The 21,493-nt window shown below is 69.7% G+C and carries 19 protein-coding genes and 1 riboswitch; of the genes, 9 read left to right on the forward strand and 10 right to left on the reverse strand.

Going from position 1 to position 21,493, the window contains the following annotated elements; translation table 11 throughout:
- Positions 1–248 precede the first annotated feature (248 nt).
- The 3 genes from ACK4YQ_RS00955 to ACK4YQ_RS00965 are packed head-to-tail and all read left to right on the forward strand — an operon-like array spanning position 249 to position 1,801.
- Positions 249–647, forward strand: a complete 399-nt coding sequence (locus tag ACK4YQ_RS00955; protein WP_409607347.1) for a pilus assembly protein N-terminal domain-containing protein — start codon at positions 249–251, stop codon at positions 645–647.
- Positions 648–704: 57 nt separating this feature from the next.
- Complete coding sequence (locus tag ACK4YQ_RS00960; RefSeq protein WP_409607349.1) at positions 705–1,277, forward strand: TadE/TadG family type IV pilus assembly protein; 573 nt, start codon at positions 705–707, stop codon at positions 1,275–1,277.
- Positions 1,271–1,801 (forward strand): TadE/TadG family type IV pilus assembly protein, encoded by a 531-nt coding sequence (locus tag ACK4YQ_RS00965; RefSeq protein WP_409607351.1) that lies wholly within the window; start codon positions 1,271–1,273, stop codon positions 1,799–1,801. The genes ACK4YQ_RS00960 and ACK4YQ_RS00965 overlap by 7 nt, the downstream gene beginning before the upstream one ends.
- Here the strand turns inward: ACK4YQ_RS00965 and ACK4YQ_RS00970 are convergent.
- The 4 genes from ACK4YQ_RS00970 to ACK4YQ_RS00985 all read right to left on the reverse strand — a co-directional run bounded on the left by ACK4YQ_RS00970 (position 1,798) and on the right by ACK4YQ_RS00985 (position 6,964).
- Complete coding sequence (locus tag ACK4YQ_RS00970) at positions 1,798–3,267, reverse strand: MFS transporter (RefSeq protein WP_409607353.1); 1,470 nt, start codon at positions 3,265–3,267, stop codon at positions 1,798–1,800. The two genes, ACK4YQ_RS00965 and ACK4YQ_RS00970, sit on opposite strands and share 4 nt — an antisense overlap.
- Positions 3,268–3,356: 89 nt before the next feature.
- Positions 3,357–4,541 carry a pyridoxal-phosphate-dependent aminotransferase family protein gene (locus ACK4YQ_RS00975; RefSeq protein WP_409607356.1) on the reverse strand — a complete coding sequence of 395 codons (1,185 nt, stop codon included), beginning with the start codon at positions 4,539–4,541 and terminating at the stop codon, positions 3,357–3,359.
- A 163-nt stretch (positions 4,542–4,704) separates the two neighbouring features.
- The gene (locus ACK4YQ_RS00980; RefSeq protein WP_409607358.1) at positions 4,705–5,481 is read right to left on the reverse strand and encodes a tyrosine-protein phosphatase; all 777 of its coding nucleotides are present in this window, start codon (positions 5,479–5,481) and stop codon (positions 4,705–4,707) included.
- A 31-nt stretch (positions 5,482–5,512) separates the two neighbouring features.
- The gene (locus ACK4YQ_RS00985) at positions 5,513–6,964 is read right to left on the reverse strand and encodes an AMP nucleosidase (RefSeq protein WP_409607360.1); all 1,452 of its coding nucleotides are present in this window, start codon (positions 6,962–6,964) and stop codon (positions 5,513–5,515) included.
- Between the two features lie 121 nt (positions 6,965–7,085).
- Between ACK4YQ_RS00985 and ACK4YQ_RS00990 the strand changes: the two genes are divergently transcribed.
- The 3 genes from ACK4YQ_RS00990 (at position 7,086) to ACK4YQ_RS01000 (ending at position 9,672) form a co-directional block, all read left to right on the forward strand.
- On the forward strand, positions 7,086–8,339 hold the full coding sequence (locus tag ACK4YQ_RS00990; protein WP_409607362.1) for a dicarboxylate/amino acid:cation symporter: 1,254 nt from the start codon (positions 7,086–7,088) through the stop codon (positions 8,337–8,339).
- 71 nt (positions 8,340–8,410) lie between these two features.
- A complete protein-coding gene (htpX, locus tag ACK4YQ_RS00995) occupies positions 8,411–9,358 on the forward strand; it encodes a zinc metalloprotease HtpX (RefSeq protein WP_409607364.1) in 948 nt (315 codons plus the stop codon).
- A complete protein-coding gene (locus tag ACK4YQ_RS01000) occupies positions 9,349–9,672 on the forward strand; it encodes a hypothetical protein (protein ID WP_409607366.1) in 324 nt (107 codons plus the stop codon). Before htpX ends, ACK4YQ_RS01000 begins: the two co-directional genes overlap by 10 nt.
- 6 nt (positions 9,673–9,678) lie before the next feature.
- Here the strand turns inward: ACK4YQ_RS01000 and ACK4YQ_RS01005 are convergent, their stop codons facing one another.
- The gene (locus ACK4YQ_RS01005; protein ID WP_409607368.1) at positions 9,679–10,719 is read right to left on the reverse strand and encodes a ribonucleotide-diphosphate reductase subunit beta; all 1,041 of its coding nucleotides are present in this window, start codon (positions 10,717–10,719) and stop codon (positions 9,679–9,681) included.
- 114 nt (positions 10,720–10,833) lie between these two features.
- Here ACK4YQ_RS01005 and ACK4YQ_RS01010 point away from each other — a divergent pair, with 114 nt between their 5' ends.
- Both ACK4YQ_RS01010 and maiA read left to right on the forward strand, forming a co-directional pair.
- Positions 10,834–11,505 carry a glutathione S-transferase family protein gene (locus ACK4YQ_RS01010; protein ID WP_409607369.1) on the forward strand — a complete coding sequence of 224 codons (672 nt, stop codon included), beginning with the start codon at positions 10,834–10,836 and terminating at the stop codon, positions 11,503–11,505.
- A complete protein-coding gene (maiA, locus tag ACK4YQ_RS01015) occupies positions 11,502–12,143 on the forward strand; it encodes a maleylacetoacetate isomerase (protein ID WP_409607370.1) in 642 nt (213 codons plus the stop codon). Before ACK4YQ_RS01010 ends, maiA begins: the two co-directional genes overlap by 4 nt.
- On the opposite strand, the gene ACK4YQ_RS01020 is transcribed toward maiA, so the two are convergent.
- From ACK4YQ_RS01020 to ACK4YQ_RS01030, 3 genes are all read right to left on the reverse strand, one after another.
- Positions 12,140–12,385, reverse strand: a complete 246-nt coding sequence (locus tag ACK4YQ_RS01020) for a DUF2798 domain-containing protein (RefSeq protein WP_409607372.1) — start codon at positions 12,383–12,385, stop codon at positions 12,140–12,142. The genes maiA and ACK4YQ_RS01020 overlap by 4 nt on opposite strands.
- Positions 12,386–12,551: 166 nt before the next feature.
- Positions 12,552–13,409 carry a DUF2219 domain-containing protein gene (locus tag ACK4YQ_RS01025; RefSeq protein ID WP_409607374.1) on the reverse strand — a complete coding sequence of 286 codons (858 nt, stop codon included), beginning with the start codon at positions 13,407–13,409 and terminating at the stop codon, positions 12,552–12,554.
- A 153-nt stretch (positions 13,410–13,562) separates the two neighbouring features.
- Positions 13,563–15,425 carry a ribonucleoside-diphosphate reductase subunit alpha gene (locus ACK4YQ_RS01030; protein ID WP_409607376.1) on the reverse strand — a complete coding sequence of 621 codons (1,863 nt, stop codon included), beginning with the start codon at positions 15,423–15,425 and terminating at the stop codon, positions 13,563–13,565.
- Between the two features lie 308 nt (positions 15,426–15,733).
- Positions 15,734–15,919, forward strand: a riboswitch (yybP-ykoY riboswitch).
- Between the two features lie 13 nt (positions 15,920–15,932).
- On the opposite strand from ACK4YQ_RS01030, the gene ACK4YQ_RS01035 reads away from it, so the two are divergent.
- On the forward strand, positions 15,933–16,496 hold the full coding sequence (locus ACK4YQ_RS01035) for a TMEM165/GDT1 family protein (protein ID WP_409607378.1): 564 nt from the start codon (positions 15,933–15,935) through the stop codon (positions 16,494–16,496).
- Here the strand turns inward: ACK4YQ_RS01035 and ACK4YQ_RS01040 are convergent.
- The gene (locus tag ACK4YQ_RS01040) at positions 16,493–18,277 is read right to left on the reverse strand and encodes an SLC13 family permease (RefSeq protein WP_409607380.1); all 1,785 of its coding nucleotides are present in this window, start codon (positions 18,275–18,277) and stop codon (positions 16,493–16,495) included. The genes ACK4YQ_RS01035 and ACK4YQ_RS01040 overlap by 4 nt on opposite strands.
- A 68-nt stretch (positions 18,278–18,345) precedes the next feature.
- Entirely contained in the window at positions 18,346–21,441 is a 3,096-nt protein-coding gene (gene putA, locus ACK4YQ_RS01045) for a bifunctional proline dehydrogenase/L-glutamate gamma-semialdehyde dehydrogenase PutA (RefSeq protein WP_409607382.1), read from the reverse strand.
- Between the last annotated feature and the right edge of the window lie 52 nt (positions 21,442–21,493).

Below are 21,493 nucleotides of genomic sequence, written 5' to 3' on the forward strand. Positions count from 1 at the left end.
GCCCGCCCCCGAAACACGAGGGCAATTTGAACGGTCGCGCTTAATGGCCAGTAAACGCCGCAGTATTCGCCGACATTTTTCTATAGTTTACTTGGGTTTACTATTAGATTCCGTTAACCAAGGCGGCCAATCGGGGCGGAATCGCCGGATTTACATAATGATTCTCGCGCGCGCGTATGGGGCGCGAATTCAGCCTTTCTTGACCATTCCGGCGGAGTCTCCCGATGCAGATTTCGAGAGCCCCGCCCATGCGCCGCCTTCTCATCACCGCCCTCGCCGCCGCCGCCGCCCTGGGCGGAGCCGCCCAGAGCGCCGCGGCCGCGCCGCCCCTGGTGGTGCGGATCGATCAGGGAACCCGGGTGCTCTTCGCCGGACCGATCCGCGACGTCGTGGTCGCCAATCCCAATATCGCCGACGTCAACGTGCTCGACTCCCGGTCGATCGTGGTGCTCGGCAAGGCCGCCGGCTCCACGAGCCTGCTGGTGATCGACCAGGCGGGCCGGGTGCTGGCCGACCGGCCGGTGATCGTCTCTTCCTCCGACGAGGGGCGGATGTCGTACTACAGGGGCGCGACGGCGGTTCGGGACTTCGCCTGCTCGCCGCGCTGCGGGCCGATCGACCCGAACGCGGAATCCGCCGCGCCTTAAACCCTCGATTAGGGTCGTTCGCCTATCCTCGGGGTTCCGCTCGAGGATCGATCGTCCATGGCGCGACGCCGATTTCACCCCCTGGCCGCCGTCCGGCGGTTCGTCCGGGCCCGACAGGGCGCGACGGCGGTCGAGTTCGCCCTGGTGGCGATGCCCTTCATGCTGCTGCTGTTCGGCATCATCGAGCTGGGCTGCGTGTTCCTGGTTTCGGCGACGCTCGACTTCGCCACGGACAGGGCCGGCCGGATGATCCGCACTGGGGAGTTCCAGACCAGCGGCGCCAACAGCAAGAACGACTTCAAGAGCCAGGTCTGCTCACGGATGTCATGGCTCTCGAGCCCATGCGGGAATTCTTTGAGCGTCGACGTCCAGACCTTCGACAACTTCACCGAGTTGAGCAACGCCGAACAGGTCTCGGAAGAAGACATGGAAGACGACAGCACCTGCTTCACCACCGGCAACCCGGGCGATATCGTGCTGGTGCGCACCTACTTCACCTGGACGCTGTTCACGCCGCTGCTGGACGATGCGCTCGACAACACCGGCGACGGCAAGCGGCGCATCAGTTCCATCGCCACCTTCCGCAACGAGCCGTACAGCGACGACGCTCCGGTGGGGGCCGCATGCTGAGATCCCTGATCCAGGACCGCCGCGGCGTCTCGGCGGTCGAATTCGCCCTGATCGCCCCCGTGATGATCGTCCTCTATCTGGCGATGACGGAGGTGACTATGGGGCTGATGGCCAATCGCCGGGCCGACCACGTGGCCTCGGCCATCGGCGACCTGGTGGCCCAGGTGTCGACCACCAGCACCGACGACATCTCCGACGTCTTCACCGTCGGCGAAGCGATCATGAGCCCCTTTCCGACCGGCTCCCTCAACATGCGGCTGTCCAGCGTCAAGGCCGACGCCGGCGGCACGCCCAAGGTTGTCTGGAGCCGCAGCCAGGGCTTGGCCCTGCCGGCCTATGCCGACAACACGGTCATCGACCTGCCCGACGACCTGGTCGCGCCTGGGGAGTCGGTGATCATGTCGGAGACCCGCTACACCTACACCTCGCCGGTGGGCCAGATCCTGCCGACGCCGCTGCGGTTCAACGACGTCTACTACCTGCGCCCGCGGCGGGCGACCGAAGTCACCTGCTCGAGCTGCTAGCCCAGGGCCGGCTCTCCCGGCCCGCCGCCGCGCACGAACAGGAGGCCGACGAAGCCGATCGCCAGCAGAAGGGTGATGGTGGCGAATCCGCCCTGCTGGGTCTTGAACACCTGGGTGCCCAGGTTGACCAGGAACGAGCCCAGCCACACCGTCGCCGTGCCTGACAGAGCGTAGACGCCGAAGAAGGCGCCGGTCTGCCCGGGCGGGGTGAGCCGCGTCAGCAGCGTGCGGCTCGAGGCGTAGTGGGCGGTGATAAAGACCGCGTTGGCGAAGCCGATCAGCAGGAAGATCCATTCCGGCAGGGTGGTGAACACCGGGCCGTTCCAGAGCGGCGGGTGCGCCGCCGGATCATAGCGCCAGACATAGAGGATCCGGTCGGGCGCCATCCCCAGGAAGGCGATGATGCCCAGCAGCGACATGCCGATCTCCACCTGCACGGCGCGCTTGGGCCCCAGGCCCTCGTCCAGCCAGCGGCCGACGAACCCGCCTAGCACGGCCAGGGTCGATAGGACGATGCCGTAGATCAGCATCTCCAGGGCGCCCCACTTCATCACCCCGGTGGCGTAGATACCCGTGTAGATCAGGATCGCCGTCATGCCGTCGACGTAGAACATGCGGCTGGCCAGGAAGATCGCGGCGTCGCGGTGGTTGCGCATGCCCGAGACCATGCGCCAGAGCTCGCCGGCCCCGTCGCGCAGGGCTTTCAGCACCGGCACGCCGGTCCTCGGCGCATCGGGCGTGAACAGGAACAGGGGGAGCGCGCCGAGCGCGAAGATCACCGCGGCCATCGGGCCTACGATCCGCTGCGGCTCGTTCAGCGCCGGGTCGAGGCCGAAGAGCGGCGCGGCCGGCGTCCAGCTCCAGTCCACCTTGCCCGGAAGCGCGAAGGCCCAGGCGGTGAAGGCCAGCGCCACCAGGGCGAAGCCGTTGCCCAGGGCCAGGGCCAGGCCCGAGGCCTTGTGCGCCGCGCTCAGGCCGGCCGCCCGCACCAGCAGCGAGTTGTGCAACACCTCGGTGTAGGTGAAAAGCACCCCGATCAGGGTGGCCAGGATCATCACCTGGGTGACCGACAGGCCGGTGCCGTCGGCCTTGCCCCACCACAGGGCGAACATCATCGGGACCATGGCCGCCACCGCCAGGCCCAGCCAGGTCTTGCGCCGGCCGAGCTGGTCGATGGAAGCCCCGAGGAACGGCGCCGTCAGCATGATGAACCAGCCCGAATACTGGCTCCAGCGCGAGATGATCTCCTGCCCCTTCACCGGGTCGCCCACCATGGTGGAGGCGACATAGGGCATGAAGATGTAGATGGTGATCAGGATGACGTAGGGGTTTCGCGCCCCCTCGAACAGGGCCCAGGCGACGCCGCCCCTGCCGAGCCGCCCGTCCCCGCCGAAGTCGGCCACAGCCGGCGGTTCGACTATGGCCCCGACGCCGTGCGTCTCGGCGGCCGACAACGGTCCACTCAAGGTGCTCTCCCCGTGCGGCCCGCTCGTCCGCGGCGGGCCTTCGGCGCGACGTTAGCGACGTGCGCGCCGTTGTCGACGGGACATTGGCCTCAGGCCGCCAGCCTGCGCTCCAGGCTGGCCTCGGCCGCGGCGACCGCGGCGGCCGCGTCGGCCGTGAAGCCTTGCGCCGCAAGGGCTTCGCACAGGGCCGTCAGGCACAGGCGCACGTGCCAGGGGGTGGCCGAGGCGCCCATCAGGCCGATGCGCCAGATCTTGCCCTTAAGCGGCCCCAGGCCGGCGCCGATCTCCAGGTCCCAGCGCTGAAGCACATGGGCGCGCACCGCGGCTTCGTCGACGCCCTCGGGCACGACCACGGCGTTGAGCTGCGGCAGGCGATGCGCCGGATCCACCAGCAGCTTCAGCCCCGCGGCCTCCAGCCCGGCGACCAGCGCCTCATGCACCCTGGCGTGGCGCACGATCGCGGCCTGCTGGCCCTCCTCGAACAGCATCACCAGCGATTCGTGCAGGCCGTAGAGCGCGTTGATCGGGGCGGTGTGGTGATAGGTGCGGCCGCCCTCGCCGCCCCAGTAGCTCATCAGCAGGTTGAAGTCGCAAAGCCAGTTGCGGACCTTTTCTCTGCGGCCCGAGATCGCCGCCTGGGCCCGCTTGGACAGTGCGATCGGCGACAGGCCGGGCGGCGCCGACAGGCACTTCTGCGTCCCGGAGTAGACGACGTCGGCGTCCCACGCCGCGACGTCCACGGCGATGCCGCCGAGAGAGGTCACGCAATCGACGATCGACAGGGCCCCGTGGGCGCGCGCGAGGGCGCAGAGGGTCTGGGCGTCGCTGCGCGCGCCGGTGGAGGTTTCGGCATGGACGAAGGCCAGCACCTTGGCCTGGCGCGCCTTCAGCGCCGCCTCGATCCGCGCCGGATCCACGGGCTCGCCCCAGGCATGGTCCACCGTCACCACTTCTGCGCCGGCCCGGCCGGCCATGTCGGCCATGCGGCCGCCGAAGGCGCCGTTGACGGCGATGACCGCGACGTCGCCCGGCTCCAGCAGGTTCATGATCGCCGCTTCCATCCCCGCCGTGCCCGGCGCCGGAAGGGGCACGCAAGCGTGATCGGGGGCGTTCATCAGCCGCGCGAGCCCGGCCTTGATGTCCTCCATCAGCGCCTGGAACTCGGGGTCGAGGTGGCCGATCGTCGGCCGCGCAAGGGCCGAGAGCACCCGGGGGCTGACGTCGGAGGGGCCCGGCCCCATCAGGATGCGCCGCGGCGGCTGGAAGCTCTGCATCATTCCTCCCGGTTCTCTCACGGCGAGGTGATTAGGCCGAGAGGGCCCCGAAGCGCAATCTTTCGGACGAACCCTCTGAGGTTCTGTCCCGAAGCGCCCGTCGTCGATTCCCGGATCGGCGGCGGGCGCGGTCGTTTCGGCCGAGGGCGCGGTGCTTGGGGGCTCAGCCCAGGAGCCGGGCTTCCAGGCGCTCACGCAGGTCGGAGTCGAGACCGAGCGCCTCGTCCAGATAGCGGTCCAGGCCCCCATGCTCGGCCTCGATGCGGGCGAAGGCCTGCTCCAGGTACTCGGGCGCCACGCTCAGCGCCGCGCGCAGGGCCTCGTCGGCGATGACCTGCCCGGTCAGGTCCCGCAGCCAGGGGCCGAAGGTCTCCATCCGGCGCAGGATACGGACCTCGTCGTTGGTCAGCAGATAGTCGGCCAGGATGTCGTCGCGGTGCACGCCGGCCAGGTGCTGGGTGAAGGCGCACAGCATGCCGGTGCGGTCCTTGCCGGCCGCGCAGTGCACGACCACAGCCCCGTCCGTTTCCGCCAGGGCCCGGAAGTATCGGGCGAACAGGTCCAGGTGGCGCGGCTCGTAGGGGGCCTTGTGATAGAAGCTGAGGCCGTCCTGGCGGAACCAGTCCGGACCGATGGCGGCGACCTCCTTCAGCGCGTCGGCCCAGTCCTGGTAGCCGCCGTCGATGTCGTTCTCGATCACCTGGCCGGCGAAGTCCGCCCATCGGCGGGACGGCTCGCGCTGGCGCTCGATCGGCCGGCGCAGATCGACGATCACGGAGACGCCCAGCGCCTTCAGGGCCTCCAGGTCCGCGTCCGTCGCCCGGGCGTGGTTGGCCGAGCGGTACAGCACCCCACGCTTCAGGCCGCGGCCGCAGGCGGTGTCGTAACCGCCGAAGTCGCGGAAGTTCTCGATGCCTTCGAAGTCGATGTGGCGGTTCATCCGCGTCTTCCCCCCTGTGCGCGGGCCCCGCTCACCTGAACGGCGGCTCGTCGAAGCTGCGCAGCTTGCGCGAGTGCAGCCGCGGCCCCTCCTGGCGCAAGAGGTCCATGGTGGCCACCCCAATCTGCAGGTGCTGGCCGATGGCGCGCTCATAGAAGGCGTTGGCCTGGCCCGGCAGCTTGATCTCCCCGTGCAGCGGCTTGTCGGACACGCACAGGAGAGTGCCGTAGGGCACGCGGAAGCGATAGCCCTGCGCGGCCAGGGTGGCGCTCTCCATGTCGATGGCCACCGCGCGGGACTGGTTGAAGCGCAGGGCGCTGAGGGAGTAGCGCAGCTCCCAGTTGCGGTCGTCGGTGGTGACCACGGTGCCGGTGCGCAGCCGGCGCTTGAGCAGGTCGCCGCTCTCGCCGGTCACCGCCTCGGCCGCCCGGGCCAGGGCCACCTGGACCTCGGCGATCGGCGGTATGGGGATCTCCGGCGGCAGCACCGCGTCGAGCACGTTGTCGTCGCGCAGATAGGCGTGAGCGAGCACATAGTCGCCGATCCGCTGGCTGCCGCGAAGGCCGCCGCAGTGGCCGATCATCAGCCACGCCTGCGGACGCAGCACCGCCAGGTGGTCGGTGATGGTCTTGGCGTTGGAGGGGCCCACGCCGATGTTCACCAGGGTGATCCCGCGCCGGTCCTCGGCCATCAGGTGGTAGGCGGGCATCTGGTGGCGCCGCCACGGCCCCTCGGCCACCGCCCGCTCGGGATCGGGCGTGTCGCGGGTCACCATCACCCGGCCGGCGGCGGACAGCGCCGTATAGGGGCCGTCGCCCTTGAGCTGCTCGCAGCCCCAGCGCACGAACTCATCGACGTAGCGATGGTAGTTGGTGAAGAGGATGTACTGCTGCACGTGCTCGACGGGCGTGCCAGTGTAGTGCGCCAGGCGGGCCAGGGAGAAGTCGGTCCGCAGGCCGTCGAACAGGGCGATGGGAAGGACGCGGTCCTGTCCGGGCATCCAGGAGCCGTCGGCGATCTCGTCGCCGATGTAGGCGAGCTCGGTGGACGGGAAATAGCGGGCGATGTCGGCCGCGCCGATGTCGGCCATCGCCATCTCGCCGGTCCCGTCCAGCACGTAGGGGAAGGGGATCTCCTGGGTGGAGCGGGCGACGTCCACCTCCACCTCGAAGTCGGCGATCAGCAGGCTGAGCTGCTCGATCAGATAGTCGCGGTAGAGGTCGGGCCGCGTCACCGTGCCGGCGTAGCGGCCGGGCTGGGACAGCCGGGCGTAGGCCCGCGACAGCCGCGGATAGACGTGGCCGGGCGGCCAGGTGAGGCGCAGCTCCGGATAGACGAAGGCGCCCGAGGCCCGGTCCGCGGGGTCAGGCGGCGGTCCGCCGGAAAGGAAGGATTTCAGCGCCGCGCGAAGGGCGTTCACCGAAGCGCGGTATTCGTTCTCTAGCCGCTCCACGATCCGAGCGGCGGTCTCTTGCGTTTTCATGCGGCGTTATAGCGCCGCCAGACGGCGGATTCGAGACAGGGGCTGCGTCAGGGTTCCTGCCGGGTGGACGAAACGGCCCTTCCCGGCCACAAGGACGGCTCAAGTACAGTCGGGGGCCTCCATGAACCGCATTTTCACCTACATGATCGTCGGCGCCATGATCCTTGGCGTGGCGGTCGGGTGGGCCTGCAATCAGTACCTTTCGCCAGATCAGGCCAAGGCGGCGGCGGACGGCTTTTCCATCATCACGGACGTGTTTCTGCGGCTGATCAAGATGATCATCGCGCCGCTGGTGTTCTCCACCCTGGTGGCGGGGATCGCCCACATGGAGGACGCGGCCACGATCGGCCGCGTCGGCGTCAAGACCATGGGCTGGTTCATCAGCGCGTCGGTCGTCTCCCTGACCATCGGCCTAATCATGGTCCACCTGCTGCAGCCCGGCGTGGGGCTGGCCCTGCCGGCGCCCAATGCGGCGGCCGCCACGGTCGACGTCTCCACCTTCACCCTGCGCGACTTCATCACCCACCTGGTGCCCAAGTCGATCGTCGAGGCTATGGCCAACAACGAGATCCTGCAGATCGTGGTGTTCTCGGTGTTCGTCGGCACGGCGGTCTCGGCCATCGACGACAAGGCCCCGGCCGTGCTGGCGCTGGTCGAGCAGATCGCCCAGATCATGCTGAAGGTCACCGGCTATGTGATGCGCACCGCGCCGTTCGCGATCTTCGCCGCCCTGGCGGCCACCATCGCGACCCAGGGCATCGAGGTCCTCTTCACCTATGTGAAGTTCGTCGGCGGCTTCTACCTGTCGCTGGGCATCCTGTGGGGCCTGCTGGTCGCGGCCGTCGTGCTGATCGTCGGACCGCGGGCGCTGAAGCTGATGGGCGCCATCCGCCAGCCGGCGCTGCTGGCCTTCTCCACCGCCTCGTCCGAGGCGGCCTATCCGCGCACCCTGGAGGAGCTTCAGAAGTTCGGGCTGTCGCGCAAGGTGGCCAGCTTCGTCCTGCCGCTCGGCTACTCGTTCAATCTGGACGGGTCGATGATGTACTGCACCTTCGCGACCCTGTTCATCGCCCAGGCCTACGGCATCGACATGTCGATCGGCCAGCAGATCACCATGCTGGCGCTGCTGATGGTGACGTCCAAGGGCATGGCCGGGGTGCCGCGCGCCTCCCTGGTGGTGATCGCCGCGACCCTGGCCTATTTCGACCTGCCCGAAGCCGGCCTGCTGCTGATCCTGGCGGTCGACCACCTGCTCGACATGGGCCGCTCGGCCACCAACGTGGTCGGCAATTCCGTGGCCGCCGCCGTGGTCGCCAAGTGGGAGAACCAGATCGACACGCCCCAGGACGAGCAAGCGGCGCCGCTGAAGGCCTGACCACTTAACGGCTGGGCGAAGGGTCCCCATATCTGGCGCGGGGTCCTTCGCCCTGTCATTCATTGGGAAAGATGCGCAACACACTACGCACCTTCATGCTGCTGGCGGCCCTGACCGCCCTGTTCGTCGGCGTCGGCTACATGCTGGGCGGCGTCGCCGGCATGGCGATCGCCTTCGTCTTCGCCGCCGGCATGAACCTGTTCAGCTACTGGAACGCCGACAAGATCGTGCTGCGGATGTACCGGGCCCAGCCGGTGGACGAAACCCACCCCAGCAGCCTGGTCCGCAACTATGTGGCCGACGTCGCCGAGATGGCCCAGAAAGCGGGCCTGCCGCGCCCGGCCGTCTATGTGATCGAGAACGACCAGCCGAACGCCTTCGCCACCGGCCGCGACCCTGACCACGCGGCGGTGGCCGCCACCACCGGCCTGCTGCGCATGCTCGACCGCCGCGAGGTCCGCGGGGTGATGGCCCACGAGCTGGCCCACGTGAAGCACCGCGACACCCTGACCATGACGGTCACTGCGACGATCGCCGGGGCCGTCTCGGCCCTCGCCAACTTCGCCTTCTTCCTGGGCGGCAACCGGGAGCGGACCGGGGGGCTGATCGGGACCATCGCGATCGCGGTGCTGGCGCCCATGGCCGCAGCCCTGGTGCAGATGGCGATCAGCCGTGGACGCGAGTACGAGGCCGACCGTGGCGGCGCGGAGATCAGCGGGGATCCGCAGGCGCTGGCCTCGGCCCTGCAGAAGATCGAGGCCTACGCCCGCGGCGTCGTCAACGCGGACGCCGAGCGCAACCCGGCCACCAGCCACATGTTCATCATCAACCCGCTGTCGGGCAAAGGCGCGGACAACCTCTTCTCCACCCACCCCGCGACCCACAACCGGGTCGAGGCCCTGATGAAGCTGGCCGGCGGCGGCGGCGCAGGCGGCTGGACCGCCCCGGCCGGGCGCCCGGTGCGGCGCTCGGGCACGGCGGTGCCGGTCACCGGCGAGCGGCGGGGGCCGTGGAGCTAGGGCGGGCCTCGCTGTTCCTGCTGGCGCTGGGGGGCGCGGCCGTCCTGTCGGGCTGCAGCCCGGCGACGGCGAAGCTGCAGCCCGTCCGCACGGACGCCGAAGCGATCGCCACGGCGCGAAAGGCGTTGAAGGACGCCCCGGGCGCGGACGAGCCCTATGTCGTGCAGCTTGATTCCATCGGCTGGCTGGTCATGACCGCGCCGCATCCGACGGCCGCAGGCGAAGCCCGCTACATGGTGCGCATCGACCGGCGCACCGGAAAGACCGACGTGGGCCTCTACCAGGTGGCCCACGTCGTCGACGAAGCGTTCTAGCGACGGCTATTCCGCCGGCAGGGTGTTCTCCGACCGCTTGGCCATCAGCCGGTCGAAATCAGCCCAGACGCCGGCCTCGCCGTGCCATTGGCCCTTGGTGGCGGCCTTGGAGTATTCGGTCGAGCGGGCCTCGAAGAAGTTGGCGTGCTCGACGCCAGACAGCATCGACTGCAGCCAGGGCAGCGGGTTTTCCTTCACGCCGTAGACTTCCGGCAGGGCCAGCTGGCGCAGCCGCCAGTCGGCGATGAAGCGGATGTACTGCTTGATGTCCTCGGGCGTCATGCCCTGGACCTCGCCGGCCTCGAAGGCCAGGTCGATGAACTTGTCCTCCAGGCCCACCACCGTCTTGCAGCAGTCGACGATGTCGTCGGCCACCGTCTTGGTGACCGCCCGCGTCTCGGAGTTGAAGGCGTGGTAGAGCTTGATGATCCCCTCGCAGTGCAGGCTCTCGTCGCGCACCGACCAGGAGACGATCTGGCCCATCCCCTTCATCTTGTTGTGGCGGGGGAAGTTCATCAGCATCGCGAAGCTGGCGAAGAGCTGCAGCCCTTCGGTGAAGCCGCCGAACATGGCCAGGGTGCGGCAGATGTCGGCGTCCGAGTCGACGCCGAAGGTCTGCATGTAGTCGTGCTTGTCGCGCATCGCCTGGTAGTCGAGGAACGCCGTGAACTCCGAGTCGGGCATGCCGATCGTCTCGAGCAGCAGGGCGTAGGCGGCGATGTGGATCGTCTCCATGTTGGAGAAGGCCGCCAGCATCATCTTCACCTCGGTGGGTTTGAAGACGCGGCCGTAACGTTCCATGTAGTTGTCGTTCACCTCGACGTCCGACTGGGTGAAGAACCGGAAAATCTGGGTGAGGAGGTTGCGCTCCTTGTCGTTCAGCTTGGTCGCCCAGTCCTTGCAGTCCTCGCCCAGGGGCACTTCCTCGGGCATCCAGTGCACCTGCTGCTGCTTCTTCCAGAAGTCGTACGCCCAGGGATAGCGGAACGGCTTATAGGCGTAGGAGGGCGTGAGCAGGCCGGGAAGAGGGCGCGAGGTGGAGGACACGGGACGGACTCCGAGGCGTGATGCGGATTCTGACATTAACGATCATATCGACAACATCTAGCGGCGAGTTAACGCACCTGCCCAAGATGTTGTGAATGGCCTGGGGATGAAGCGATGACGACTCGCGATGACGGGGAACTGACGCTGTTCAGCGCGCGCGGTTCCGGCGGGGTGGCGGTGGAGGCCGCGCTGACCCTCGCCGGCCAGCCGTACCGGCTGGTCGACGCCTACACCTGGGACAAGGACGATCCGCAGAGCGGCGACCGGGTGCTGGCGGCCAATCCGATGCGGCAGGTGCCGGCCCTGGTGCTGCCGGGCGGCGAGGTGCTGACCGAAAGCGCGGCGATCCTCCTGTGGATCGTGGAGGCCTATCCCGAGGCCAGGCTCGGCCCCCTGCCGGGCGCGCCGGGCCGCGCGCAGTTGCTGCGCTGGGTCAGCTTCGTCTCGGCGGCGATCTATTCGCTCTACTGGGTGAAGGACGACCCGTCGCGCCTGGTCCCCGATCCCGCCGGCCACGAGGCGCTGGAGAGCCGCGTCCTGGACCGCATCGCCGAATGCTGGGGCAAGATGGACGCCCAGGTGGAGCCGGCCGCCTTCCTCCTGGGCGAGGCGCCGAGCGTGCTCGACCTTTATGTCGCCGTGGTCTCCCGGTTCCGGCCCCGCCGGCGGCGGTTCTACGCCGTGGCGCCCAGGATGGCCGAAGTCGTGCGCCGCGTGGACGGTGATCCGCGCCTCGCCGCGCTGTGGGCCGAGCGCATGCCGTTCGGTCCGGGATGGGAGGGATGAGGCTCTACACCAATCAGCGCAATTCCGCCGGCGAGCGCGTGCGCATCGCCCTGAACCTGAAGGGCCTGGCCTATGACTATGTCTCCGTGCCGGCGATGGCGCCGGGCGAGTATCAGAAGCTCAATCCCCAGGGGCTGATGCCGGCCCTGGAGACGGACGGGCGGATGATCGCCCAGTCGGCGGCGATCCTCGACTTCCTCGAGCAACGCTGGCCCGCTCCCCCTCTGCTGCCGGCCGACCCGCTGATCCGGGCCGAAGCCCGCGCCTTTTCCCAGCACATCGCCGCCGAGATGCACGCCCTGACCGTCGACCGGGTGCGCCGCTTCCTGGCCGAGGAGCTCGGCGTCGACGAGGATGGCGTGGCGCGCTGGCTGCGCCACTGGATGGCCAAGGGGCTGGCGGCGCTCGAGGCGACGCTGGAGCGCCGCGCCCAGGACTGGCCGTTCTGCTTTGCGGACACCCCCGGCTGGGCGGACCTGCACCTGGTTCCCCAACTGCGCAACGCCCGCCGGTTCGGCTGTGACGTGGAGGCCTACCCCCGGCTGCTGGCGGTGGAGGCTCGCTGCGTCGGACTGGACGCCTTCGTGCGCGCCAGGCCCGAGAACCAGCCCGACTACGCCGGGGCGTCAATCGCCTAGGCCGGCTCGACGAGCCAGCCGACGATCCGGCGCACCAGGGGCAGCACCAGCAAGAGCGCCGGATAGGCGACGAGCCAGGACATCCCCCAAGCCCCCATCCAGGTCGCGGGATAGTGCGGCGACAGGCCGATGCTCCTGAACGTCGAGACCGCCGAGACGATGAAGGTCATCAGGACCGACAGGATGAGCGGCATGACAAGGGCGGCCGATCGGGCCGGCAGACGACGAACTTGGATGGGCATTGCGCATCTCCATCAATGGCCGTTTCGGAAGCCCCGGCGCAGCTTGGCTGTCGCGAGGCCGCGTGGACGGCGAGTGGGATGCGTTGAATGACGGTAACGCTTACGGCCGCCTGAGCGGCGCGGCGTCAGTAGCTCATTTTAGATATATCGGCAAGGCCCGCCGAAGCTAATCGCGCTGGGGCTTGATGGTCAGCGAGAAGGCCAGGAGGGAGTCCTCCTTCGTCTGCTGACCCCAGATCATGTTTTGGCCCTTCACCTCGCGGTGGACGTAGCCGAGCGAGGTCTGCAGAGGCCCCTTGCGCCAGCCCACGCCGAGGTGGGCGTCGCCGATCAGCGCACTGGCGCTGTCCGTCGACAGGCCCGCCTGATCCCATTCGCCCACGTCCCGCATCATGTTCAGGCCCACGGCCCGCCCGCTGGCGGCGGCGAAAAGGTACCAGCGGCCCCGGTCGCCGAACTCGGCGCCGTCGCGCACGCCGAGATCTTCCAGGGCCTCGCGCACCTCATCGTCGCTGCGCTGGGTGATCTGCAGCCGCGCGCCGGCCTCGGCCAGGGCGCCGCCCTGGTTGGTCCAGCCCAACCTTGCGTGGGGCGAAATGTCGACGTCGTAGGCGCCGGCGTCGAACCGGGCGGCGGACCAGTCGCGCCGCAGGGCCACTTCGTAGGCGTCCGGCTCGTAGGCGGCCCGGCCCATGCTCAGCGGCAGGCCCCCGGGCGCACGCAGGCTGCGCCCGACCGAAACCTGCAGCGAATTGATCGCCCGCCCGCCGGAACCGCCCAGGCGGACGCGGTCGGTGCGCCAGTCGTAATCGACCTCGCCGGCTTCGGGCGCAGACAGGCGCGAGGATCGCTGCACCCGCTGGTCCAGGTCGTCAGCCGTTCTGAGAGCGGCGGGGGTGAAATCCGCCACCTTGGTCGAGGGCTCGAGGAATCGGTCCGCGGCCGAACGCTCGCCTGCGGCGGCGCCGGTGGCGCACTGGGCGCCCATCGTCAGGGTCAAGGCCGCGACAGCCAAGAGCCGCATATCTCGGGGTTCTCCAGTCCCAAGCGTGGGCCTTTCGGCCCAGCTTCATCCTTCCATGGAATCGGAATGACGGGGAGCCGAAACTGGTTCCGGGCGAGCGGCAAATCGCCCTTCAGGCGCGCGATGCGGCGCCTGCGAGGGGTCAGGCCCGGCCTACTGACAGGCCAGGCACTCTTCGTAGTCGGTGCGCTCGGCCGACACGACCTGGACTTGCGTCGCTTCGCCGCCGGCGTGGGCCGCGCGCTGCACCGACTTGGAGCGCAGGTAGTAGAGCGACTTGCAGCCCCGCTCCCACGCCTGCCAGTGCAGCATGTGCAGGTCCCACTTGTCGACGTCGCCGGGCAGGAAGATGTTCACCGACTGGCTCTGGCAGACGTCGGGCGTACGGTCGGCGGCCAGCTCGACGATCCAGCGCTGGTCGATCTCGAAGGCCGTCTTGAAGACGTCCTTGTCGTCCTGGGTCAGGAAGTCGAGGTGCTGCACCGAGCCCTCGTTCTGCAGGATGGAGTCCCACACCGCCGGCGTGTTCTTGCCGTGGCTCTCCAGCAGGCGCTCCAGGTAGGGGTTCTTGACCGCGAACGAGCCGGACAGGGTCTTGTGCGTGTAGATGTTCGCCGGGATCGGTTCGATGCCGGCGCTGGTCCCGCCGCAGATGATCGAGATCGACGCGGTCGGCGCGATCGCCAGCTTGTGCGAGAAGCGCTCCATCACCCCGCGCTCGGCCGCGTCGGGGCACGGCCCGCGCTCGGCGGCGAGGGTGCGGCTGGCCTTGTCGCACTCGCGGCGCAGGTGCTTGAAGAGCCGCATGTTCCAGCTCTTCGCCAGAGCGCTCTCGAAGGGCACGTTCTGGCTTTGCAGGAACGAGTGGAAGCCCATGAGGCCGAGGCCGACCGAGCGCTCGCGCATGGCGGCGTAGACGGCGCGGTCCATCTCGGGCGGGGCGCGCTCGATGAAGTCCTCCAGCACGTTGTCGAGGAAACGCATGACGTCCTCGACGAAAGTCGGATGGTCGCGCCACTCCAGGAACTTCTCGGCGTTGACCGAGGACAGGCAGCAGACGGCGGTCCGCTCCTTGCCCAGGTGGTCCTTGCCGGTGTGCAGCATGATTTCCGAGCACAGGTTCGACTGGCGCACCGACAGGCCCAGCTCGCGCTGGTGCTGCGGCATGGCGCGGTTCACCGTGTCGGAGAAGATCAGGTAGGGCTCGCCGGTCTGCAGGCGGATCTCGAGGATCTTCTGCCACAGGCTGCGCGCGTCGATCTCGCGCACGACCTCGCCGGTCTTGGGCGAGCGCAGGCCGAACATGGCCCCGTCGCGCACGGCTTCCATGAACTCGTCGGTGATCGAGATGCCGTGGTGCAGGTTGAGGGACTTGCGGTTGAAGTCGCCGGACGGCTTGCGGATTTCGAGGAACTCCTCGATCTCGGGGTGGTGGACGTCCAGATAGACGGCCGCCGAGCCGCGGCGCAGGGAGCCCTGGCTGATCGCCAGCGTCAGGGAATCCATCACCCGGATGAAGGGGATGATGCCGCTGGTCTGGCCCGCGCCCTTCACCTTCTCGCCGATGGAGCGCACGCCGCCCCAGTAGGTGCCGATGCCGCCGCCGTTGGAGGCCAGGGCGACGTTCTCGTTCCACACCCCCTGGATCCCTTCCAGGCTGTCGGGCACCGCGTTCAGGAAGCAGCTGATCGGCAGGCCGCGCCCGGCGCCGCCGTTGGACAGGACCGGCGTGGCCGGCATGAACCAGAGGTTGGAGATGTAGTCGTAGATGCGCTGGGCGTGGTCGGCGTCGTCGGCGTAGGCCGTGGCCACCCGGGCGAACATGTCCTGGTAGGACTCGCCAGCCAGAAGATAGCGATCTTCCAGGGTGGTCTTGCCGAAGTCGGTCAGCAGCGCGTCGCGGCTGCGGTCGACCTCGACCTTCCGAACCAGCTGCAACTGCGGTCGTTCGGCCCGCTTCGGCGCGTCCTTGACGCCTTGGGAAACCGACCGCTGGACCGCTTCACTGCTGCTCATGCCCCAAAATCCTGAACTATCAGGCGCTTCGAGCCCCCCGCCCGATTTGCGCCTGTACGTCTATATCTAGTGGGCTCGCCGGCCCCACACCCACGATATGGGGGCTAACCCTAACGACTCGTCAACGGGGCGATCGGGTCCGTCCCCAGGGTTTTTCGTGAACGAGATCTTAACACGCCACCGCACCCAAGGCTGCGCAAGGGATTGCCGCCCACTGAGGATTCCCCTCTCACGCGACTGTGACAAAACGCACCGCGGCGCCTTCCGCGAACGCCCCGCTTGCAGGCGCCCGCCGTCGCCGTTAAGCAGCCCACGTCACTGGGGAGTAGCCGCCCGCGCGTTCAGCGGGGGGCGCGTCAACAGACTTGTCCGAGGGCCGACGGTCCGAGGACATGGCGCGCCCGTGCCGAAAGGCTTGGCGAGACCTTTGGCTTACGCGCGTCGATCTATGCGGGGTCGGCGGCGCGGAAAGCCATTGGTCATGCGCCGACCCCGCCAGGACGTCTTATGGAATCCTTCCTCGTCTCCACGGGCCTCGTGGCGATCGCCGAGATCGGCGACAAGACCCAGCTCCTCGCCCTGCTGCTCGCCGCCCGGTTTCGCGCGCCCCTGCCGATTCTGGCCGGCATCCTGGCCGCCACCATCGCCAACCACGCCCTGGCCGCGGCGGTCGGCGCGGCGGCGGCCTCGCTGCTGCAGGGCCCCTGGATGCGCTGGGTGCTGGGCCTGGCCTTCCTGGCCTTCGCCGGCTGGGCGCTGATCCCCGACCGCTTCGAGGAGGACGAGGAGCCCCGCCCCCGCGCCGGCGGTTCGGTGTTCTGGACCACGGCGATCGCGTTTTTCCTGGTGGAGATGGGCGACAAGACCCAGGTGGCGACCGTCGCCCTGGCGGCGCGCTTCCACGAGGTGATCGCCGTGGCCGCCGGCACCACGCTGGGGATGATGATCGCCAACGGCCCGGTGGTCCTGGCCGGCCACGCCTCGGCCGGGCGCATTCCGCTGAAGTTCGTGCGCTGGGCGGCGGCGGCCTGCTTCGCGGCGATCGGCGTCTGGATCCTGCTGGCGGGCTAGGCCGAGCGCAGCGGCCAGACCAGTGCGATCAGCGCCACGCCCAGCGTCAGCACCAGCAGGCTGAGCGGAGCGCCCAGCCGCGGATAGTCGGAGAACCGGTAGCCGCCGGGCATCATCACCATGGTGTTGCACTGGTGGCCCACCGGGGTGAGGAAGTCGCACGCCGCCCCCACCGCCACCGCCATCAGGAAGGGGTCCGGACTGAGCCCCAGCCCGCGGGCCAGGCTCACCCCCACGGGGGCGACGATCAGCACCGTGGCGGCGTTGTTCAGGAAGGGCGTGGCGGCCATCGACACGGCCATGATCCCGGCCAGGGCCAGCAACGGCGACTGGCCACGGAACACCGCCGAGAGCCACCCGCCGATCAGGTCGGCCCCACCGGTGGACTGCACGGCCTCGCTGACCGGGATGAGGGCGGCGACCAGGACGATCAGCGGCCCGTCCAGGGCCTGGTAGGCTTCGCGCATGCGCAGGGCGCCGATCAACACCATCGCCAGGGCCGCGCCGAAGAAGGCCACGGCGACCGGCGCGACGCGGAAGGCGACCAGCACCATGGCCGTCGCCAGGATCGCCGAGGGCGCGATCATCCGGCGGAAGCCGCCGAGCCGCAGCTCACGCTCGGCCAGGGGAAGCAGGCCCAGCGTCTGCAGCACGCCCGGCAGGGTTCGCTCGCCGCCCTGCAGCATCACCACGTCGCCGGCCTGCAGGCGCAGGCTGCGCAGCTTCTGCGTGGGGCGATACCCGGCGCGGCTGACGCCCAGCAGGTTGATCCGGTGCTGGCCGTGCAGGTCCAGGCGCTGGGCCGACTGGCCCACGAGGCCGGAGCCGGGACGCACCACCGCTTCGATCATCTGCACCTCCTCGGAGCGGGCCTCGGTGGCCACCGGACGATCCGACCGGGCGAGCTTGAGCCGCGCCTTGAGGATCAGATCGTCCAGCGCCTGCTGCTCGCCCTCGAGCATCAGGGTGTCGCCGGGCCGCACCTTGGTGTTGGCGTGCGGAGAGCTGATCCGCCGGCCGGAGCGCAGGATGGCCGCGACCCGCACCTCGCCTTCCGCCTGGCGATGCAGGTCGCCCACGCGATCCGCAGGCGCGGCCCAGTCCTCGGGAACCGAGGTCTCGATCAGATAGGCGGAACTGGCGAGGGCGGTGGACAGCCCGACGACCGGATGCCGGTCCGACGGCAGGAGCCGATAGGCGAACGCCAGGAAGGCCAGGCCGGCGGCGGTCAGGCCCAGGCCGACAGGGGCGAAGTCGTACATGCCGAAGGGCTTGCCCAGGATCTGTTCGCGCACCTGGGAGACGATGATGTTCGGCGAGGTGCCCACCAGGGTGACGAGGCCCCCCAGGAGCGAGCCGAACGCCATGGGCATCAACAGGCGCGACGTGGGCGTCCCCGTGCGGCGCGAAAGCTGAATGGCGATCGGCATCAGGATCGCCAGGGCCCCGACGTTCTTGGTCACCATCGACAGGAGGGTGGCCGCCGTCGCAAGCACGATGACCTGCGCGGCTTCCGACTTCAGCCGCGGCAGCAACGGCCGCAGCAGCCGCTCGATGGCGCCCGAGCGCGAGACCGCCGCCGAGACCACCAGGGCCGAGGCGATGATGACGGTGATGTCGCTGCTGAAGCCGGCGAAGGCCTCTGCGGCCGGCACCACGCCCAGGGCCAGCCCGGCGCCCAGGGCCGCCAGGGCTACGAGGTCGTAGCGGAAACGTCCCCAGACGAAGAGGGCGATCGTCACCCCCACCAGGCTGAACGCCAACGCCTGATCGTAGCTCATCGCGCCTCCGCTGCTGCGGACGGCGCAGCGGGGAGCTTAACGCGCCACGCGCGCCTTGGCGCCAGGGCCTACATCGCCAGATTCAACAGGCTGGGATCGCCCCCCTGGGCGGCGATGTTGACGCTCACCGCCCGCTCCACAGCAAAGCGCAGCAAGGCGTTGGGGCCGCCCGCCTTCGGACCTGTTCCGGACAGCCCTTCGCCGCCGAACGGCTGCACCCCGACCACGGCCCCGATGATCGAGCGGTTCACATAGGCGTTGCCCGCGGGCACGAGGCGGCGGACCTCCTCGGCGAAGCCCTCGATCCGGCTGTGCACCCCCAGGGTCAGGCCATAGCCGGCGGCGGCCAGGGGGCCGGCCGCGGCGGCCAGGTCGGCCGGATCGTAGCGCACCACGTGCAGGATGGGCCCGAACACCTCCCTGGCCAGGAAGGCGGCGGAGGGGATCTCGGCCATCAGCGGGGCGAAGAAGACGCCGCTGGCGGGCGGGGCCAGGCGGTGCAGCACCTTGGCCTCCGCCTCCAGCCTGGCGGCGTGGCCCATGAGGGCGGCGCGGGCTTCCTCGTCGATGACCGGCCCCACGTCCACCGCCGGATCGGCCGGATCGCCAAGCACCAGGGCGTCCATCGCCCCCTTCAGCCCCGCGATCACCTCGTCGGCCGTCTCGTGCGGCAGGAACAGGATGCGCAGGGCCGAACACCGCTGGCCCGCCGAGCCGAAGGCCGAGAGGATCACGTCGTCCAGCACCTGCTCGCGCAGGGCCGTGGTGTCGACGAACATGGCGTTGAGGCCGCCGGTCTCGGCGATGAAGGGGATGATCGGCCCGGGGCGGGCCGCCAGGGCGCGGTTGATCGCCCAGGCCGTGTCGGTGCCTCCGGTGAAGGCCACGCCGCTGCAGGCCGGATGGGCGACCAGGGCGGCGCCCACGCTGGCGCCGTCGCCGGGCAGCAGGTGCAGCAGGTTCGGGTCGAGCCCCGCCTGATGATAGAGGCGCACGGCGGCGGCGGCGATCAGCGGCGTCTGTTCCGCCGGCTTGGCCACCACCGCATTGCCTGCGGCCAGGGCGGCGGCGAGCTGGCCGGTGAAGATCGCCAGCGGGAAGTTCCACGGGCTGATGCAGGCGAACACGCCGCGCCCATGGAGAGACAGACTGTTGGTCTCCCCGACCGGCCCCTTGAGCGGCTCGGGCTTTTCGAACTGCCGCTCGGCCAGCATGGCGTAGTAGCGGCAGAAGTCGGCGGCCTCGCGCACCTCGGCGATCCCGTCCGCCAGGGTCTTGCCGGCCTCGCGGGCGCAAAGGGCGACGAGCCGGTCGCGGTCGGCCTCCAAGGCGTCGGCCATGGCCCGCAGGACCTGGGCCCGCGCATGGCCTCCGGCGGCGTCCCAGGCCCCCTGGGCGGCGCGGGCCGCAGCGAACGCCGAGTCAATCTCCTCGGGGCCGGCGGTCCAGGCGCGGCCGATCGCAAGGCCGCGATCGTGCGGGCAGGTTCGCGCCGCCCCCTCCCCGCGGCGCACCTCGGAGCCGCCGATGATCGGGGCGGCGGTCAGTTCTTCGTCCCCGATCGCCCGCACTGCGGCCGCAAGCGCCTGGCGCTCGGCGGCGATCGAGAGGTCCGCCCCGCGGGAGTTCCGGCGGCCGGGGCCGTAGAGATCGGCCGGAAGCGGGATTCGCGGGTGCGGGCCGCCGCCCGCCGCCTGCACCGTGGCGATCGGGTCGCCGACCACCGCCGCCACCGGCGTCTTCTCGTCCAGCAGGGCGTGGACGAACGAGGTGTTGGCTCCGTTCTCCAGCAGGCGCCGGACCAGATAGGGCAACAGCTCCTCATGCCCGCCGACGGGGGCGTAGACCCGCAGCTTCATCGGCCCGTAGCGGTCGGCCGCCCCGGCGTAGAGCGCCTCGCCCATGCCGTGCAGCCGCTGGAACTCCGGCTCCACCCCGGCCTGGCGCGCCATCTGGCGCACGGCCGCCAGGGTATGGGCGTTGTGGGTGGCGAACTGCGGATAAAGCGCCGGCGCCGCCTTCAGGAGCGCCCGCGCGCAGGCCAGGTACGACACGTCGGTCGCCGCCTTGGTGGTGTAGACCGGATAGTCCGGAAGGCCGGCCACCTGGGCCCGCTTGATCTCGGTGTCCCAATAAGCCCCCTTGACCAGGCGCACCATCAGACGGCGCCCGGAAGAGCGGGCGAGGTCGGCCAGGGCCTCGATCACCTGCGGCGCCCGCTTCTGATAGGCCTGGACGGCCAGGCCCAGGCCGCGCCAGGCGCCGAGGTCGGGCTCGCGCGCCAGCCGGTCCAGGAGCTTCAGCGACAGCACGAGCCGATCGGCCTCCTCGGCGTCGAGGGTCAGGTTGACGTCCCCGGCCGCGGCGATCTGGGCCAGACGCACGAGGCGCGGGTAGAGGTCGTCCCATACGCGGGCCTCCTGGCGCGCGTCGTAGCGGGGGCAGAGCGCGGACAGCTTCACCGAGACGCCATGGCCCGCTTCGGGCCCGGCGCCGCCGGCCTGACCGGCTACGGTCTCGATGGCGCGGGCGTAGGCGGCCTCATAGCGGTCGGCGTCGGCGGCGGTCCGGGCGCCCTCGCCCAGCATGTCGAACGAACAGACGAAGCCCTCGGCCCTGGCGCGCCTGATCGCCTGGTCGATCGTCCGGCCAAGGACGAACTGCTCGCCCATGATGCGCACGGCGGCGGCCACCGCCTGGCGGATGACCGGCTCGCCCAGCCGCCCGGCGAGGCGGCGCACGAAGCCGGGAAGGTCGGCGCGGGCCTCCTCGTCCGGATCAATCAGCCGGCCCGTGAGCATCAGGCTCCAGGTGGAGGCGTTGACCAGCAGGCTGTCGGAGCGGCCGAGGTGCGCGGCCCAGTCGGCCGAGGCGATCTTCTCGGCGATCAGCCGGTCGCGGGTCTCTTCGTCGGGGGTGCGCAGCAGCGCCTCGGCCAGGCACATCAGCGCCAGCCCCTCGCGGGTGGACAGGCTGAACTCCTGCAGGAAGCTCTCCACCACCCCCTGCCGGCGGGCGCTCCGGCGCGCGGCGCGCACGAGGGCCTCGGCCTCCTGCCGGACGGCTTCGCCCTCGTCGGCGCTCAGGGGGCGGGCGTCCAGCAGGGCGGCGACAGCCGCGCGCTCGCCCGCAAATTTTTGTGCGTCCAGATCATCCCACGACATGTTCATCCCTCATGGAGGGCGGACAATGGAAAGTTCCTTCGCAACTTGCAAG

This window comes from Phenylobacterium sp., assembly GCF_046291545.1.
GTDB lineage: Bacteria > Pseudomonadota > Alphaproteobacteria > Caulobacterales > Caulobacteraceae > Phenylobacterium.

What these genes read in the sequence shown, in the direction of transcription:
- ACK4YQ_RS00955 (WP_409607347.1), top strand. Translation starts at nt 249, where the DNA reads ATGCGCCGCCTTCTCATCACCGCCCTCGCCGCCGCCGCCGCCCTGGGC.
- ACK4YQ_RS00960 (WP_409607349.1), top strand. Translation starts at nt 705, where the DNA reads ATGGCGCGACGCCGATTTCACCCCCTGGCCGCCGTCCGGCGGTTCGTC.
- ACK4YQ_RS00965 (WP_409607351.1), top strand. Translation starts at nt 1,271, where the DNA reads ATGCTGAGATCCCTGATCCAGGACCGCCGCGGCGTCTCGGCGGTCGAA.
- ACK4YQ_RS00975 (WP_409607356.1), bottom strand. Translation starts at nt 4,541, where the DNA reads ATGCAGAGCTTCCAGCCGCCGCGGCGCATCCTGATGGGGCCGGGCCCC.
- ACK4YQ_RS00980 (WP_409607358.1), bottom strand. Translation starts at nt 5,481, where the DNA reads ATGAACCGCCACATCGACTTCGAAGGCATCGAGAACTTCCGCGACTTC.
- ACK4YQ_RS00985 (WP_409607360.1), bottom strand. Translation starts at nt 6,964, where the DNA reads ATGAAAACGCAAGAGACCGCCGCTCGGATCGTGGAGCGGCTAGAGAAC.
- ACK4YQ_RS00990 (WP_409607362.1), top strand. Translation starts at nt 7,086, where the DNA reads ATGAACCGCATTTTCACCTACATGATCGTCGGCGCCATGATCCTTGGC.
- htpX (WP_409607364.1), top strand. Translation starts at nt 8,411, where the DNA reads ATGCGCAACACACTACGCACCTTCATGCTGCTGGCGGCCCTGACCGCC.
- ACK4YQ_RS01010 (WP_409607369.1), top strand. Translation starts at nt 10,834, where the DNA reads ATGACGACTCGCGATGACGGGGAACTGACGCTGTTCAGCGCGCGCGGT.
- maiA (WP_409607370.1), top strand. Translation starts at nt 11,502, where the DNA reads ATGAGGCTCTACACCAATCAGCGCAATTCCGCCGGCGAGCGCGTGCGC.
- ACK4YQ_RS01020 (WP_409607372.1), bottom strand. Translation starts at nt 12,385, where the DNA reads ATGCCCATCCAAGTTCGTCGTCTGCCGGCCCGATCGGCCGCCCTTGTC.
- ACK4YQ_RS01025 (WP_409607374.1), bottom strand. Translation starts at nt 13,409, where the DNA reads ATGCGGCTCTTGGCTGTCGCGGCCTTGACCCTGACGATGGGCGCCCAG.
- ACK4YQ_RS01030 (WP_409607376.1), bottom strand. Translation starts at nt 15,425, where the DNA reads ATGAGCAGCAGTGAAGCGGTCCAGCGGTCGGTTTCCCAAGGCGTCAAG.
- ACK4YQ_RS01035 (WP_409607378.1), top strand. Translation starts at nt 15,933, where the DNA reads ATGGAATCCTTCCTCGTCTCCACGGGCCTCGTGGCGATCGCCGAGATC.
- ACK4YQ_RS01040 (WP_409607380.1), bottom strand. Translation starts at nt 18,277, where the DNA reads ATGAGCTACGATCAGGCGTTGGCGTTCAGCCTGGTGGGGGTGACGATC.
- putA (WP_409607382.1), bottom strand. Translation starts at nt 21,441, where the DNA reads ATGTCGTGGGATGATCTGGACGCACAAAAATTTGCGGGCGAGCGCGCG.